Genomic DNA, 14,639 nt, shown 5'->3' on the forward strand with positions numbered 1-14,639 from the left:
GCATGCCAAACGCGCTAGGAACCACCCTTATTATTCCCCTGTTTTCAGTGGTATGGCCTCATCCCCAATGGGCCTCACACGCTAAGCTGGAGCATTCTCATGGCACGTAAGAAAATTGCATTGATCGGCGGCGGCCAGATCGGTGGCACCCTCGCGCATCTCGCTGCGCTCAAGGAACTGGGCGATGTTGTCCTGTTCGACATCGTTGAAGGGCTGCCCCAGGGCAAGTCGCTGGACCTCGCGCAGTCGGGTCCGGTTGAAGGCTTCAATGCGAAACTCAAAGGCGCCAATGATTATGCCGACATCAAGGGCGCCGACGTTGTGATCGTCACCGCCGGCGTGCCGCGCAAGCCGGGCATGAGCCGTGACGACCTTCTCGGCATCAACCTGAAGGTCATGAAGTCGGTGGGTGAAGGCATTGCCAAATATGCCCCGAACGCTTTCGTCATCTGCATCACCAACCCCTTGGACGCGATGGTCTGGGCGCTGCAGAAATTCTCCGGCCTGCCGACCCACATGGTCACCGGCATGGCTGGTGTGCTGGATAGCGCCCGCTTCCGCCACTTCCTTGCTGAAGAATTCAATGTGTCGGTTCAGGACGTCACCGCCTTCGTGCTCGGTGGCCACGGCGACACGATGGTCCCGCTCACCCGCTACTCGGCCGTGGCCGGTATCCCGGTGCCGGACCTTATCAAGATGGGCTGGTCCACGCAGGAAAAGATCGACGCGATCGTGCAGCGCACCCGTGACGGCGGCGCCGAGATCGTTGGCCTCCTGAAAACCGGTTCGGCTTTCTATGCGCCGGCCACCAGCGCCATCGAAATGGCGGAAAGCTACCTGAAGGACAAGAAGCGCCTGCTGCCTTGCGCTTCGTTCCTCGCGGGCGAATACGGCCTGAAGGACATGTATGTCGGCGTACCGGTGATCATCGGTGAAGGCGGCATCGAGAAAGTGGTCGAGATCGACCTCCAGGGCGAAGAAAAGACGGGCTTCGATCATTCGGTGAATGCCGTGAAGGGCCTGATGGACGCCTGTAAAGCAATCGATCCGACCCTCGCCTGAGGGCGGGGGCTCCCTTCGAACAGGAGTTGAGGGACAATGAATATCCATGAGTATCAGGCCAAGGGCCTTCTGAAGAAGTTCGGCGCGCCGGTCCTTGATGGCGGTGTTGCCTACACGCCGCACGAAGCGGTGGATGCCGCCAAGAAGCTCGGCGGCCCGGTCTGGGTCGTGAAGGCCCAGATCCACGCAGGCGGCCGCGGCAAGGCTGGCGGCGTGAAGGTCGTCAAGTCGCTCGACGATGTCGAGGCGATGGCCAAGGAACTGATCGGCAAGACGCTGGTGACCCACCAGACCGGCCCCGAGGGCAAGGAAGTCAAGCGGATCTATGTGGAAGACGGTTGCCGCATCAAGAAAGAATATTATCTTTCGCTGCTCGTTGACCGCGCCACCAGCCGCATCGCCATCGTGTCCTCCACCGAAGGCGGGATGGACATCGAGGAAGTGGCCGAGCACACCCCCGAAAAGATCAACACGATCACCATCGATCCGGTTGCCGGCCTGCAGGCTTACCACTGCCGCCGCGTTGCTTACGGCCTCGGCCTTGAAGGCAATGCCGCCAAGGAATGCATCAAGCTCATCTCCAGCATCTACAAGGCTTTTACCGAGCTTGATGCCTCGCTCCTTGAAATCAACCCGCTGGTGCTGACCGAAGACGACAAGATGGTCGTCCTTGATGCCAAAATGTCGTTCGACGGCAACGCGCTTTTCCGCCATCCGGATGTGAAAGAGCTGCGGGACGAGTCGGAAGAGGATCCGAAAGAGATCGAAGCCTCCAAATACGACCTCAACTATGTCAGCCTCGATGGCAACATCGGCTGCATGGTGAACGGCGCAGGCCTCGCGATGGCCACCATGGACATCATCAAGCTGAAGGGCGGCGAACCCGCGAACTTCCTTGATGTGGGCGGTGGCGCCACCAAAGAGCGCGTGACCGAAGCTTTCAAGATCATCCTGTCGGATCCGAACGTTGAAGGCATCCTCGTCAACATCTTCGGCGGGATCATGCGCTGCGATGTTATCGCTGAGGGCGTAGTTTCGGCTGCCCGCGAGGTTGCACTTTCGGTACCGCTTGTCGTGCGCCTTGAAGGCACGAACGTCGAGCTCGGCAAGCAGATCATGGCCGACAGCGGCCTGCCGATCATTGCCGCCGACAATCTCAATGACGCCGCCGAGAAGGTGGTGAAAGCAGTGAAGGAGGCCGCGTAAATGGCTGTTCTCGTCAATAAGGACACCAAGGTCATCTGCCAGGGCTTCACCGGCGCGCAGGGCACCTTCCACTCCGAGCAGGCAATCGCTTACGGCACCAAGATGGTCGGCGGCGTGACCCCCGGCAAAGGCGGCTCCAAGCATCTGGACCTGCCGGTGTTCGACACCGTGGCCGATGCCGTCTCCAAAACCGGCGCCAATGCCTCGGTCATCTATGTGCCGCCGCCGTTCGCGGCTGACGCGATCCTCGAGGCGATCGACGCCGAGCTGCCGCTCGTTGTCTGCATCACCGAAGGTATCCCGGTCCTCGACATGGTCCGTGTGAAGCGCGCGCTCAAAAACTCGGGCACCCGTCTTGTGGGCCCGAACTGCCCGGGTGTGATCACCCCCGGCGAGTGCAAGATCGGCATCATGCCCGGCCACATCCACCGTCGTGGCAAGGTCGGTATCGTGTCGCGTTCCGGCACGCTGACCTATGAAGCCGTGGCGCAAACCACCGCAGCCGGCCTCGGCCAGTCGACCTGTATCGGTATCGGCGGCGACCCGGTGAACGGCACCAACTTCATCGACTGCCTCGACATGTTCCTGGGCGACCCGGAAACCGAAGCGATCATCATGATCGGCGAGATCGGTGGTTCGGCCGAGGAAGAGGCAGCCGAATTCCTGAAAGCGTCCAAGACGAAGAAGCCGATTGCAGGCTTCATCGCTGGCCGCACGGCACCGAAGGGCCGCACCATGGGCCACGCCGGCGCCATCGTTTCGGGCGGCAAAGGCGGCGCCGAAGACAAGATCGAGGCCATGAAGTCGGCCGGTATCGTTGTCTCGGACAGCCCGGCAGCCCTCGGCGAGACCCTCCTCAAGGCCATGGGTGCCTGAGGAACCAATCCGGCAGGGGTGGCTTCGGGGCCGCCCCTGTAACCGTTACAAGGCCACGTAACAGTCAAGGCCGCATCGCGCCAAAGGAGCGTTTGGGACATGGGTGCAGAATTCGACCGCATTTCCGCCCTCGAGGGTGTCAGCCCCGCCTTCGTTGAATCCCTTTATGACCAGTATCAGGCCGACCCTTTCTCGGTTGACCAGACCTGGGCCCGCTATTTCGAGGAACTCGAAGCCGGCATTCGCGCCGCAGGCCCCTCGTGGGCGCGCAGCGACTGGCCGCTGAAGCCCGCAGACGAACGGTTCAAGGCGCTCGACGCCGGTGACATGTTCATCGAGGCTGAGAAATCGAAGGTCGACGCCAAGGGGGGCGGTCTTTCCGCCGCCGACGTGCGCAACGCCACCATCGACAGTATCCGTGCCCTGATGCTGGTCCGTACCTACCGGGTGCGTGGCCACCTGATGGCCCATCTTGATCCGCTCGGTCTTGAGGAACGCCCGCTGCATGTGGAGCTGGAGCCCGAGACCTATGGCTTCGGTCCGAAGGACATGGACCGCAAGATTTTCATGGACGGCGTCCTTGGCCTCGAGACAGCGACGCTCGCCGAGATCATCACGATCCTGCGCCGCACCTATTGCGGCAACATCGGCGTCGAGTTCATGCATATCAACGACCCCGAGGAAAAGGCGTGGATCCAGCGCAATATCGAGGGCCGTGACAAGGAAATCCACTTCACCGAGAAGGGCAAGCTCGCCATTCTCAACAAGCTGATCGAAGCCGAGGAATTCGAGAAATTCCTGGGCCGCAAATATACGGGCACCAAGCGTTTCGGCCTCGACGGCGGCGAAAGCATGGTTCCGGCCCTTGAAGCCGTGATGAAAACCGGCGGCCAGCATGGCCTTGAGGAAATCGTGCTCGGGATGCCGCACCGCGGCCGCCTGAACGTCCTCGCCAACGTCATGCAGAAGCCTTACCGCGCCATCTTCAACGAATTTCATGGCGGCAGCTTCAAGCCTGATGATGTTCAGGGCTCGGGTGACGTGAAATATCACCTCGGCACCAGTGCCGACCGTGAATTTGACGGCAACAAGGTCCACCTGACGCTCAATGCCAACCCCTCGCATCTCGAGGCGGTGAACCCCGTGGTTATCGGTCGCGTTCGTGCCAAGCAGGCGCAGCGTGATGACCTGACCCGCACGAAGGTGGCGTCGCTCCTCCTGCATGGCGACGCCGCCTTCGCGGGCCAGGGTATTGTGGCCGAGTGTTTCGGCATGTCGGGCCTTCGGGGCTACAATACCGGCGGCACGATCCACTTCATCGTCAACAACCAGATCGGCTTCACGACGAGCCCGCAGTTCGCCCGCTCGTCCCCGTACCCGTCCGATGTTGCGAAGATGGTGCAGGCGCCGATCTTCCATGTGAATGGCGACGACCCGGAAGCCGTGACCTTTGCCACGAAGCTTGCCACCGAATTCCGTCAGACCTTCAAGCGCGACGTCGTGATCGACATGATCTGCTATCGCCGCTTCGGTCACAACGAATCCGACGAGCCGGCCTTCACCCAGCCGCTGATGTATGCCGCCATCAAGACCCATCCGGGCGTGGTGGACGTATATGCCAAGCGCCTGAAGGAAGAAGGCGTGCTGACCGACGAGATGCTGGAGAAGATGCGCAGCGACTTCATCAGCTATCTTGAGGACGAGTTCGAGGCCGCGAAGGATTACCGCGTCAACAAGGCCGACTGGTTTGAAGGCAAATGGCAGGGCCTTGGCCTTGCAGCCCAGGACCCGGAAGCCCGCCGCGCTGAAACCGGCGTCGGCGAGACGGTGCTGCGTGAAGTGGGCCACAAGCTCACCGAATATCCCGAGACCTTCAATATCCACCGCACGCTGAAGCGGGTGCTGGAAGCCAAGGACAAGATGTTCGAAACCGGCGAGGGCTTCGACTGGGCAACCGGCGAGGCACTGGCGTTCGGCACGCTCCTGCGTGAAGGTTACGGCGTCCGCCTTTCGGGGCAGGACGTTGGCCGTGGCACCTTCAGCCAGCGTCATGCCGTGTTTGTGGACCAGAAAACCGAGGCGCGTCATATCCCGCTGGATCATGTTTCGAGCAATGCGAAATTCGACGTGTTCGACAGCCCGCTTTCGGAGTTTGGCGTGCTTGGCTTCGAATATGGTTTCTCGCTCGCTGAGCCGAAGACGCTGACCCTGTGGGAAGCCCAGTTCGGCGATTTCGTGAACGGCGCGCAGATCATCATCGACCAGTTCATCTCGTCGGCCGAAGCCAAGTGGCTGCGTATGTCGGGCCTCGTGATGCTGCTGCCCCACGGTTACGAAGGCCAGGGGCCGGAGCATTCGTCGGCGCGTCTCGAGCGCTTCCTGCAAGCCTCGGCCGAGGATAACTGGCAGGTGGCGAACTGCACCACGCCGGCCAACTATTTCCACATCCTGCGCCGCCAGATGCTGCGCAAGTTCCGCAAGCCCCTCATCATGATGACGCCGAAGTCGCTTCTGCGTCACAAGATGGCGGTTTCGAAGCTTGAAGACTTCGGTCCGGGTTCGGAATTCCACCGCGTGCTGTGGGATGATGCCGAGCGCGGCAACTCGCCCCTCAAGCTTAAGGCGGACGACAAGATCAAGCGCGTCGTCCTCTGCACCGGCAAGGTCTATTACGATCTGCTCGACGAGCGCGACAAGCGCGAGCAGACCGATACCTATCTGCTGCGTGTGGAGCAGCTCTATCCTTACCCGGCGCATGCCGTGGCGAAGGAGCTCGGCCGCTTCAAGAATGCCGAGCGGATCGTCTGGTGCCAGGAAGAACCCCGTAACATGGGGTCCTGGAGCTATATCAATGAGCATATTGAAGCGTCGCTCGTGTCGCTCGATATGAAGGTCAAACGTCCCGTTTATGCCGGTCGGGCCGCAAGTGCCGCGACCGCAACGGGCTTGGCGTCGAAACACGCGGTTGAACAGGCCGCGCTCGTTGACGCTGCACTCACGATTTAACAGGGTAGGAGACCGTTAAGGTGGCTATCGAAGATATTGTAATCCCGCAGCTTGGTGAATCGATCACCGAAGGCTCCATCGGCTCCTGGCTGAAGAAGGTGGGCGACGCTGTTGCCGCCGACGAGCCGATCGTCGAGGTCGAGACCGACAAGGTTGCAATGGAAGTGCCGAGCCCGGTGGCGGGCGTTCTGATTGAAACGCTGGTTGCCGAAGGCGATACGGTGGAAATCGGTGCGCTGATCGCCCGTGTGGACACGTCGGGCAAGGGTGCGGCTGCTGCACCTGCTGCTGCCAAGGCGCCTGAAAAGAAAGCTGAAGCTGCTCCGGCCCCGAAGGCTGAAGCACCGGCCCCGAAAGCCAAGGCTGAACCGGCTGCAGCACCTGCCGCAAGCGGTGGTTCTGCGAAGGATGCCATGCCGCTCGCTCCGGCGGTGCGCCGTCTGGTTGAGGAATATAACCTCGATGCGTCGACCATCCCGGCATCCGGCAAGGACGGCCGCCTGACGAAAGGCGACGTCCTCGCTGCCATCGAAAGCGGTACGGCCAAGACCCTTTCGGCCCCCGCTGCCGGTGGTGCAGTGGCTGCCTCGACTGGCCCGCGCGAAGAGCGCGTGAAGATGACCCGCCTCCGCAAGCGGATCGCCGAGCGCCTGAAAGAAGCCCAGAACACCGCCGCGATGCTCACCACCTATAACGAGGTGGACATGACGGCCGTGATGGCCGCGCGCGAGCGTTACAAGGACCTGTTCGCCAAGAAGCATGGTATCAAGCTCGGCTTCATGAGCTTCTTCACCAAGGCCTGCTGCCTGGCGCTGAAAGAAATCCCGTCGGTGAACGCCCAGATCGATGGCGATGAAGTCGTGTACTTCAACTATGCCAACATTGGCGTTGCCGTGTCGGCCCCGAACGGCCTTGTTGTGCCCGTCCTGAAGGACGCGCAGAACATGTCCTTCGCCGATACCGAGCTCGCGATTGCCAATTACGGCAAGAAGGCGCGGGACGGCAAGCTGACCGTGGAAGACATGCAGGGCGGTACTTTCACCATTTCGAACGGCGGTATCTTCGGTTCGCTGATGTCGAGCCCGATCCTCAACACTCCGCAGTCCGGTATCCTTGGCATGCACAAGATCCAGGACCGCCCGGTTGTGGAAAATGGTCAGATCGTGATCCGCCCGATGATGTATCTCGCACTTTCCTATGACCACCGTCTGATCGACGGCCGCGAGGCAGTTACCTTCCTCGTCCGCGTCAAGGAAGCGCTGGAAGACCCGACCCGCCTGCTGCTGGATATGTAAGCTGGTTGGTAAAAAATCTTGGTCACCCCGGACTTGATCCGGGGTCCAGTTTTTAAAGCTAGGACTGGATGCCGGGTCAGGCCCGGCATGACGGTATCAGTAAGGGACAAGAGCAATGTCTGATGATTTCGACCTCGTTGTGATCGGTGCCGGCCCCGGCGGTTATGTGGCAGCCATTCGTGGTGCCCAGCTTGGGCTTAAGGTGGCCTGTATTGACAAGCGCGACACGCTTGGCGGTACCTGCCTCAATGTGGGCTGCATGCCCTCGAAGGCGCTGCTGCATGCTTCGCACCTCTTTGAGGAAGCCAATCACGAGTTCGAAAAATTCGGCATCAAGGCGACCGGTGTGAAGCTGGATCTTGCTGCCATGCTGGCCCACAAGGACAACACCGTTACCGGCCTCACCGGCGGTATTGCGTTCCTCTTCAAGAAGCACAAGATCGAATGGCTGAAGGGCACCGGCCGTTTCACCGCCAAAAACAAGATCGAGGTTGCCCTGAATGACGGCGGCACCCGCACCCTGACCGCGAAGAACACGATCATCGCGACGGGTTCTGATGTCGCAAACCTGCCGGGTATCGAGATCGACGAGAAGCAGATCGTCTCCTCGACGGGTGCCCTGTCGCTCCCGAAGGTGCCGAAGCATCTGGTGGTGATCGGCGGCGGCGTGATCGGGCTCGAGCTTGGCTCGGTGTGGCGCCGCCTTGGTGCTGAGGTCACCGTTGTTGAATTCATGGATGAAGTGCTGCCGGGTATGGACGGCGAGGTGCGCAAGCAGTTCGGCCGGATCCTCAAGAAGCAGGGCATGACGCTCAATCTTTCCTCGAAAGTGACCGAGGTGAAGAAGTCGAAGTCGGGCGTGAAGGTGACGTTCGAGCCCGTGAAGGGCGGCGACGCCCAGACGATCGACTGTGACGTGGTGCTGGTGGCGGTTGGCCGCCGTCCCTACACCCACGGCCTTGGTCTTGAAACAGTTGGCGTGGCGATGGACGACCGTAGCCGCGTGAAAACCGGTCACGATTTCTCGACAAACGTGCCGGGCATCTGGGCCATCGGTGACGTGATCGCAGGCCCCATGCTCGCTCACAAGGCCGAGGACGAGGGCGTGGCCTGCGCCGAGAATATCGCCGGCCTGCACGGCGTGGTGAACCACGATATCATTCCGGGTGTCGTCTATACCTCGCCCGAGGTTGCCTCTGTCGGCAAAACCGAGGAAGAGTTGAAGGCCGCTGGCGTGGCCTATAATGTCGGCAAGTTCCCCTTCCTGGCCAACAGCCGCGCCAAGGCAAACGGGCAGACCGAAGGTTTCGTGAAGATTCTTGCCGACAAGACGACCGACCGCGTGCTCGGCGTCCATATCATCGGCGCTGACGCCGGCAACATGATTGCGCAGGCGGCAACAGCAATGGAGTTTGGCGCTTCAGCCGAGGATATCGCGCTGACCTGCCATGCGCATCCGACCGAAACGGAAGCCATGAAGGAAGCCGCCCTCGCGGTGCACGGACGCCCGATCCACATCTGATCGGTTATAGGGGATCAGTCCTGACGCTTGCCCGGCGTGTTCAATCGCGCCGGGCCTTTTATTTCTCGGGCCAGAGAGGGCATATCGGCGGCGGAGGCTGCCACCAGCGCGGCGGTATCGAAGTCATCCCCGAGAAGGCTCTCCTCGCCGTTCCGGCCTTTGCCGCCCCGGCGGTTGTCGCCGTGATAAATCTGCACCACCTCGCGGCGGCGGCAGGGGCCGATATAGGTGGGCACGCGGATGAAGGGTTTGGGGTGAGCGTACATTTTGGTGAGGCGGGCCTCAAGCAGGTTCGACGTGATCGGCAGCCCCAATATCTCGTTCACCCCAGCGTCGCGCGCTGCCCACACCTTTTCCTTCGAAGCAGCAGGAATGATGATCACGACCGGCACTTCCGAGCCCGGCCCGTCTGAAAGGCGCAGGGCGCGGACCCATTCCACCGCCGTCGGCTCTTCCATGTCGTAATCGATGAAGAAGAGATCGAAATCATAGTTCCGCATCGCTTCCTGCGCTTCGCGGGTACTGTAGACAATGGTGGTCTGATCGGTGCCATTGGCCCGCAGAAAGTGCCGTACGAAAAGCGCCAGATGATCATTCTTCAGAATGATGAGCGCAGTTTTTTTCTCGACATAAGGGCGAACCGACATTGTCGCTCCATCGGGGCGGCGGGCCATGCTGATCGTCGGCAAGGCTAGCGGTACTCGCCTGTAATGGCAAGGGGCTAGGATAACCCAGGGTTATGATACGCGGCAGATGCGGGGAGCTACTTGCCGCCCTTCTGCTTCCGTCTTTCCTGCCCGTGATATATCTGCACCTGCCGAATCCGCCGGCACGGCCCGATATAGGTGGATGCCCGGATGAAAGGGCGTGGCTCTGTATATATCTTGCTCAGTCGGCTTTTCAGAAGTTCGGCCGTAAGCGGCAGGCCGAGGATTTCGTTGACGCCAGCATCGCGCGCTTCCCACACTTTTTCCTTCGAAGGGGAGGGGATCACCATCACGCAAGGGGCCTCCGCCACGGCGGTCGGCTGCATCCGCAGAAATTTTACGAAGAAGATTCCACCAATCGGTTCAAGATCATAGTCGACGAAGAAAAGGTCGACCGGTCGGGCCTCGGTTAGGCTAACCGCAGCTTGTGATGTTTCGGCTATGGCGCAATATTCAACACCGTTTGACCGCAGGAAATCCCGCACAAGTTTGGCAAGTTGACGATTGCTGAAAGCGATAAGGGCGCTTTTCCCTACTAGATACTGTCGCATGGACAAGGGCCGTCCCCATCCTGTTACTCATACACTTGGCTATCTGGATTCCTAAACAGGAACAAGTCTTGATGCAAGCACGGAGAGTCAGGCCTTTATTTGATACTCCTCATGCGCGAGTAGCCATGCCTTGCGCTCCAGGCCGCCAGCATAGCCGGTGAGGTTGCCATCCGCGCCGATCACCCGGTGACAGGGATGAAGGAGCGCACAGGGATTGGCGCCATTCGCACCGCCAACCGCGCGGGGGTGTGATCCAACTGCGTCCGCGAGATCGGCATAACTCCAGACCTCGCCCGCAGGAATGCGCTTGAGCGTTGCCCAGACCTGTTCCTGAAAGGGCGTGCCCTTCGGTGCGCTCGGCAGGATGTCGAGTGCGTTACGGTCGCCTTTGAAATAGGCGTCGAAGGCAGTCTTCACAGGCGCAGGGGCATCGATTTCGACAACCGGCCTGCCGGGATAGCGCTTTGCAAGCTGGCGGACGACACGGGTGTCGCGGTCGCTGAATTCACAGATGACGATTTTGCCATCCTCCAGCACCAGCGTGATGTTGCCGATAGGGCTTTCGATAAAAGTACGTTCAAGGGCTGTCATGACCCGGGATCCTTTTTCTGGTTCGTCTGTTTGCTGCGCCAGGCGGTGGGGCTGATGCCCTCGCTCGCCTTGAAGGCTTCGTTGAACCGGCGCAGGCTTTTGTATCCGGCCGAGAAGGCCACATCCGCGATCGGCGCGTCGCTGGTGGCCAGCAGCACGCGGGCAAGCGACAGGCGGTTTTCCTGTGCCTTCTTCACCGGGCTTTCCTCACCGTGGGTCGCGAAAAGTCGCCGCAGGTGCCGGTCCGTGACACCGAGCTTGTCGGCAAGTTCAGCGAGCGTTTCGGGGGCGTCGCCCGTGGCCATCAGGCGCAGCGCGCGCACGACCGTTGTCTTGCTGCCTTCCCATGCCGGACTGCCGGGACGGGTTTCAGGGCGGCAGCGCTTGCAGGCGCGGAAGCCGGCTCCCTGTGCGTCCTCGGCACTTGCGAAATACAGCACATTTTGCGGCTTTGGCTTGGGTGCCGGGCAGATCGGCCTGCAATAGATGCCGGTCGTCGTCACCGCGAAGAAGAGCTTGCCGTCATACCGTTCGTCACGGTGCAGCAGGGCTTCATAAAGAATATGTCGGTCTTCGGTCATGGGCGGGATGATAGCGGAAGTCGGCCATCATCACTCGCGATTTTCGGACTTCTGTCGGGAAGCTCAGAAGCCCGTGAAATAGACGCTGGCGATCAGCAGGGTGAAGGCCATCAGGTAAAAGGGCGCGAGCTTCAGGGGCGGGCAGGCCGGCGGCTTGGCGCGCAGGCCTCGCCAGTAAAGGATCGTGGTGCGGCCGGACGCGAGCGCTGTCGCCCCGCCCGCCAGCACCAGCACGATCACTTCGATATTGGCGTCGGCGCTGTGGGCGGCCGGCCACAGGCGGAAGGCGGCGAAGACCAGCATAAGGGCCAAAAGGCCGAGCGAGGCATAGAGGGCGGTGAGGCCATAGCCGCGAAGCGCTTCGATGCGTGGGTCGTGATGGGGTGTCATGGTCTTTCAGCGTCTCCGGAAGGCTTCCGCATATACGGCCTCAAGCCGGGCGCCGTCCACCTCTGTATAAACTTGTGTGCTTGCAAGATCGGCGTGGCCCAGTAGTTCCTGAATGGTGCGCAGGTCGCCGCCGCGCGACAGCAGGTGGGTAGCGAAACTGTGCCGCAATGCATGGGGTGTCGCGCTGTCCGGCAGGCCGAGCGCTGCCCGCATGCGCTGCATGGCGGCCTGGATGGCCCGCGGCGACAGCGGCCCGCCACGCTTGGCCCTGAACAGCGGCTCGTCGGCGCCGAGGCTGTAGGGGCAGGCTTTCATATAATCGTTGATGGCTTCGCGCACGGCAGGCAACAGCGGCACGATCCGTTCCTTGCTGCGCTTGCCGGTGACCCGCATCGTATCGCCTTCCGGGATATCGCGCGGGGTCAGCGACAAGGCTTCGGCGATGCGCAAGCCGCAGCCATAGAGAAGCGTGAGGACCGCCGCATCCCGTGCCGCCACCCAGGGCTCGTCTTCCATCTCGGCGACCGTTTCAAGCGCGCGGCGTGCGTCGGCTTCGCTTAAGGGGCGGGGCACCCGGTGCGGCAGCTTCGGTGCTTCGATGGCCGATATGGCATCCGAATGCACGCCTTCGGCGCGGTCCAGATAGCGGTAGAAATTACGGATGGCGGAAAGGGTGCGGGCCATGCTGCGTGAGGACAGCCCGTCGCCCCGGCGGGCCGCCAGAAAGGCGCGAAACTCGCGTACATGGAGGCCCGCCAGCGTGGCGAGGCCCAGCATCCCGCCCTTGTAGCCGCTCATGAAGGTCAGGAAATCGCCCATGTCGCGGCCATAGGCGGCAATCGTGTGGGGCGACATGCGCTTTTCGCTGGTCAGGTAGCGCCGCCAGCGCAGCACGGCAGCGGCAAGGTTGTCGTCCAATGAGGCAAGGGCCGGGGCGCCGACAAAGTCTTCAGGCGCGGCGCTATCGCTCACGCTGCCCGCCCGGGATAGCGCAGCCGCCCGAGGAAGCGGGCGATGGAGGGCATGTTTTCCTTCGCCTTGCGGAATTCCCATTTGGCTTTTTCGATCTTCATCACGTCCTCGATCCGGCGATCAAGGAACGCATGGGTGTCGGCATAGCCTTCCGATTCGTCCGACAGCCAGTAAAGAAGAACAGCGGAGTAAACGGCCGAAAGCGTCATCCGCTTGGTGTACCAGTTGTGATCGGTCGAGGTGTCGCCAAGCGACCGCCAGATGGTGTCGGCGGTGTTCCACAGCGCCTTGGCGCCGAGGCCGGCGTGGGCGGGCAGGGCAAGGGTGGCAAGACCGCGGCGCACGGCCTCGCGGTGGCCTTCCGCCTGATCCAGCCGGATGCGGATGGCGGCGGTGACCCGGTCACGGATTTTCATCGCGGGGAGGTCAAGCCCGGCAATGGCAGCTGCCATGCGGGCGTCGGCGTCCGCCAGATGCATCTCAAGCGCTTCGATGGCGCCGCGCGGGAAGGCGAGTTCGGCGATGCCTGCCGATACGCCAGTGTCCTCAGCTGCGGCCTTCAGCGCCTTGTCGCTCCAGCCATCGAAGGGCACATGGGCCAGCATGGCGTCAAGAAGGGGCTTGCGCATTTCTTCGGGCGTGAGGTCGGCTTTGGCCATGGGGATCATCCTCGCAAAAAGTCAGTCTCTATTCCTAACACGCACCTGTGGCCGAGGAAAGGCCGCGCCATTGCAAGGACGTCCAGGCTTTGCTATGATGCAGTCATGAACGCGGGGGAAGCTGGCCGGCCTTTTGGCGGGGACGGTTCTTTCGTGTGAAAAACCTTGTGTGACTTGGCGGGTTTTGTTATATGGGCGCCTTCGGTACGACCGGTGTGCGCCCGACTAGTCGCCGGTCAATCTAACCATTAGAAAGGGGTGAGCAACCTATGCAGGTTGTCGTTCGGGATAACAACGTTGACCAGGCGCTTCGCGCTCTGAAGAAAAAACTTCAGCGTGAAGGCGTTTATCGCGAGATGAAAATGCGCCGTTTCTACGAGAAACCCTCGGAGAAGAAGGCACGTGAACAAGCCGCCGCCGTCCGCCGCGCCCGTAAATTGGAGCGCAAGCGTATGGAACGCGATGGCATCATGAGCCATAATCGCTGATCACTCGCTACAGCCGGTTCGTCCGGTCAAGCGTTAGAACCTGAAGCCCGCGGCCGAGCAATCGGCGGCGGGCTTCGCCTTTGTGGGGGTGTCACTCCCCCTCCCAGTAACCCACATTCGTGTCTTCCATCACCATCCGGCGCAGCACCTTCCGCTCGCCTTCCGGCGTTTCGAACCGGGCGATGGTGAGCACCTTGCCGCTGTCAGGATACTGGCAAACTTCCGGATAGCGCATGGTGCTGACGGCAATCATGGTCAGATTGTCCGTTTCGGATGTGTTTGAAATCTGGTGGGCGGTTTCCTTGTCGCCGGTAGGGCAGGCGATGAAATCACCCTTGCGCACCGGATAGCGTTTGTCGCCGAGGCGCAGTTCGCCGACGCCTTCAAGGATGAAGAACATTTCCTCGATTGCCGCGTGGGCATGGAAAGGGAAGGCCGCCGACTTCGGTTTGATGATACAGACATTGTAGCCAAGGTCGCGTGCGCCGATCATTGTGCTGACGCTGCCGAGGCGGGCGGCATACTTCTCGTTCGCTTTGCCCATACCGGGTTCTTCGTGGCCGTGGCCGAAGTCGGAAAAGGCGATGTCTTCAATATTGAGGATTGGATTGGTCATTATATGTCTCCCTGTCGTCGGGTGAGAAGCTATGCCCGCCGGGAAGCGACGTCAAAACACTTCTGGGCATTTGCGATCCATGCTTGACTATCGGTCAGCGATGACCTTATTTATCCG

At 61.2% G+C, this 14,639-nt stretch carries 15 protein-coding genes; 7 read left to right on the forward strand and 8 right to left on the reverse strand.

Annotated elements, in window-relative coordinates:
* The first annotated feature begins 99 nt into the window (after nucleotides 1–99).
* From mdh to lpdA, 6 genes are all read left to right on the forward strand, one after another.
* On the forward strand, nucleotides 100–1,062 hold the full coding sequence (mdh, locus tag OU694_RS13965) for a malate dehydrogenase (protein ID WP_308911628.1): 963 nt from the start codon (nucleotides 100–102) through the stop codon (nucleotides 1,060–1,062).
* Nucleotides 1,063–1,098: 36 nt separating this feature from the next.
* Complete coding sequence (gene sucC / locus OU694_RS13970; protein WP_308911629.1) at nucleotides 1,099–2,268, forward strand: ADP-forming succinate--CoA ligase subunit beta; 1,170 nt, start codon at nucleotides 1,099–1,101, stop codon at nucleotides 2,266–2,268.
* Nucleotides 2,269–3,144 carry a succinate--CoA ligase subunit alpha gene (gene sucD, locus OU694_RS13975; RefSeq protein WP_308911630.1) on the forward strand — a complete coding sequence of 292 codons (876 nt, stop codon included), beginning with the start codon at nucleotides 2,269–2,271 and terminating at the stop codon, nucleotides 3,142–3,144.
* Between the two features lie 99 nt (nucleotides 3,145–3,243).
* The gene (locus OU694_RS13980) at nucleotides 3,244–6,150 is read left to right on the forward strand and encodes a 2-oxoglutarate dehydrogenase E1 component (protein ID WP_308911631.1); all 2,907 of its coding nucleotides are present in this window, start codon (nucleotides 3,244–3,246) and stop codon (nucleotides 6,148–6,150) included.
* Between the two features lie 20 nt (nucleotides 6,151–6,170).
* Nucleotides 6,171–7,445, forward strand: a complete 1,275-nt coding sequence (gene odhB, locus OU694_RS13985; protein ID WP_308911632.1) for a 2-oxoglutarate dehydrogenase complex dihydrolipoyllysine-residue succinyltransferase — start codon at nucleotides 6,171–6,173, stop codon at nucleotides 7,443–7,445.
* Nucleotides 7,446–7,560: 115 nt separating this feature from the next.
* On the forward strand, nucleotides 7,561–8,967 hold the full coding sequence (gene lpdA, locus OU694_RS13990; protein WP_308911633.1) for a dihydrolipoyl dehydrogenase: 1,407 nt from the start codon (nucleotides 7,561–7,563) through the stop codon (nucleotides 8,965–8,967).
* Between the two features lie 14 nt (nucleotides 8,968–8,981).
* Here lpdA and OU694_RS13995 read toward each other — a convergent pair whose 3' ends face one another.
* The 7 genes from OU694_RS13995 to OU694_RS14025 all read right to left on the reverse strand — a co-directional run bounded on the left by OU694_RS13995 (nucleotide 8,982) and on the right by OU694_RS14025 (nucleotide 13,418).
* Nucleotides 8,982–9,614, reverse strand: a complete 633-nt coding sequence (locus OU694_RS13995; protein ID WP_308911634.1) for a response regulator — start codon at nucleotides 9,612–9,614, stop codon at nucleotides 8,982–8,984.
* Nucleotides 9,615–9,730: 116 nt separating this feature from the next.
* Nucleotides 9,731–10,225, reverse strand: coding sequence for a response regulator (locus OU694_RS14000; RefSeq protein ID WP_308911635.1), 495 nt, complete (start codon nucleotides 10,223–10,225; stop codon nucleotides 9,731–9,733).
* A gap of 87 nt (nucleotides 10,226–10,312) precedes the next feature.
* Nucleotides 10,313–10,816 (reverse strand): methylated-DNA--[protein]-cysteine S-methyltransferase, encoded by a 504-nt coding sequence (locus tag OU694_RS14005; RefSeq protein WP_308911636.1) that lies wholly within the window; start codon nucleotides 10,814–10,816, stop codon nucleotides 10,313–10,315.
* A complete protein-coding gene (locus OU694_RS14010) occupies nucleotides 10,813–11,397 on the reverse strand; it encodes a bifunctional transcriptional activator/DNA repair enzyme AdaA (RefSeq protein ID WP_308911637.1) in 585 nt (194 codons plus the stop codon). The genes OU694_RS14005 and OU694_RS14010 overlap by 4 nt, the downstream gene beginning before the upstream one ends.
* Nucleotides 11,398–11,460: 63 nt before the next feature.
* Nucleotides 11,461–11,787 carry a hypothetical protein gene (locus tag OU694_RS14015; RefSeq protein WP_308911638.1) on the reverse strand — a complete coding sequence of 109 codons (327 nt, stop codon included), beginning with the start codon at nucleotides 11,785–11,787 and terminating at the stop codon, nucleotides 11,461–11,463.
* 6 nt (nucleotides 11,788–11,793) lie between these two features.
* On the reverse strand, nucleotides 11,794–12,759 hold the full coding sequence (locus tag OU694_RS14020; protein ID WP_308911639.1) for a tyrosine recombinase XerC: 966 nt from the start codon (nucleotides 12,757–12,759) through the stop codon (nucleotides 11,794–11,796).
* Entirely contained in the window at nucleotides 12,756–13,418 is a 663-nt protein-coding gene (locus tag OU694_RS14025; RefSeq protein ID WP_308911640.1) for a COQ9 family protein, read from the reverse strand. Before OU694_RS14025 ends, OU694_RS14020 begins: the two co-directional genes overlap by 4 nt.
* A 269-nt stretch (nucleotides 13,419–13,687) precedes the next feature.
* Here OU694_RS14025 and rpsU point away from each other — a divergent pair, with 269 nt between their 5' ends.
* Entirely contained in the window at nucleotides 13,688–13,906 is a 219-nt protein-coding gene (rpsU, locus tag OU694_RS14030) for a 30S ribosomal protein S21 (protein ID WP_289503719.1), read from the forward strand.
* A gap of 91 nt (nucleotides 13,907–13,997) precedes the next feature.
* On the opposite strand, the gene OU694_RS14035 is transcribed toward rpsU, so the two are convergent.
* A complete protein-coding gene (locus OU694_RS14035; RefSeq protein WP_308911641.1) occupies nucleotides 13,998–14,522 on the reverse strand; it encodes a cupin domain-containing protein in 525 nt (174 codons plus the stop codon).
* Nucleotides 14,523–14,639 lie beyond the last annotated feature (117 nt).

The sequence above is a fragment of the Pseudokordiimonas caeni genome (assembly GCF_026719705.1).
Classification (GTDB): Bacteria; Pseudomonadota; Alphaproteobacteria; order Sphingomonadales; family Kordiimonadaceae; genus Gimibacter; species Gimibacter caeni.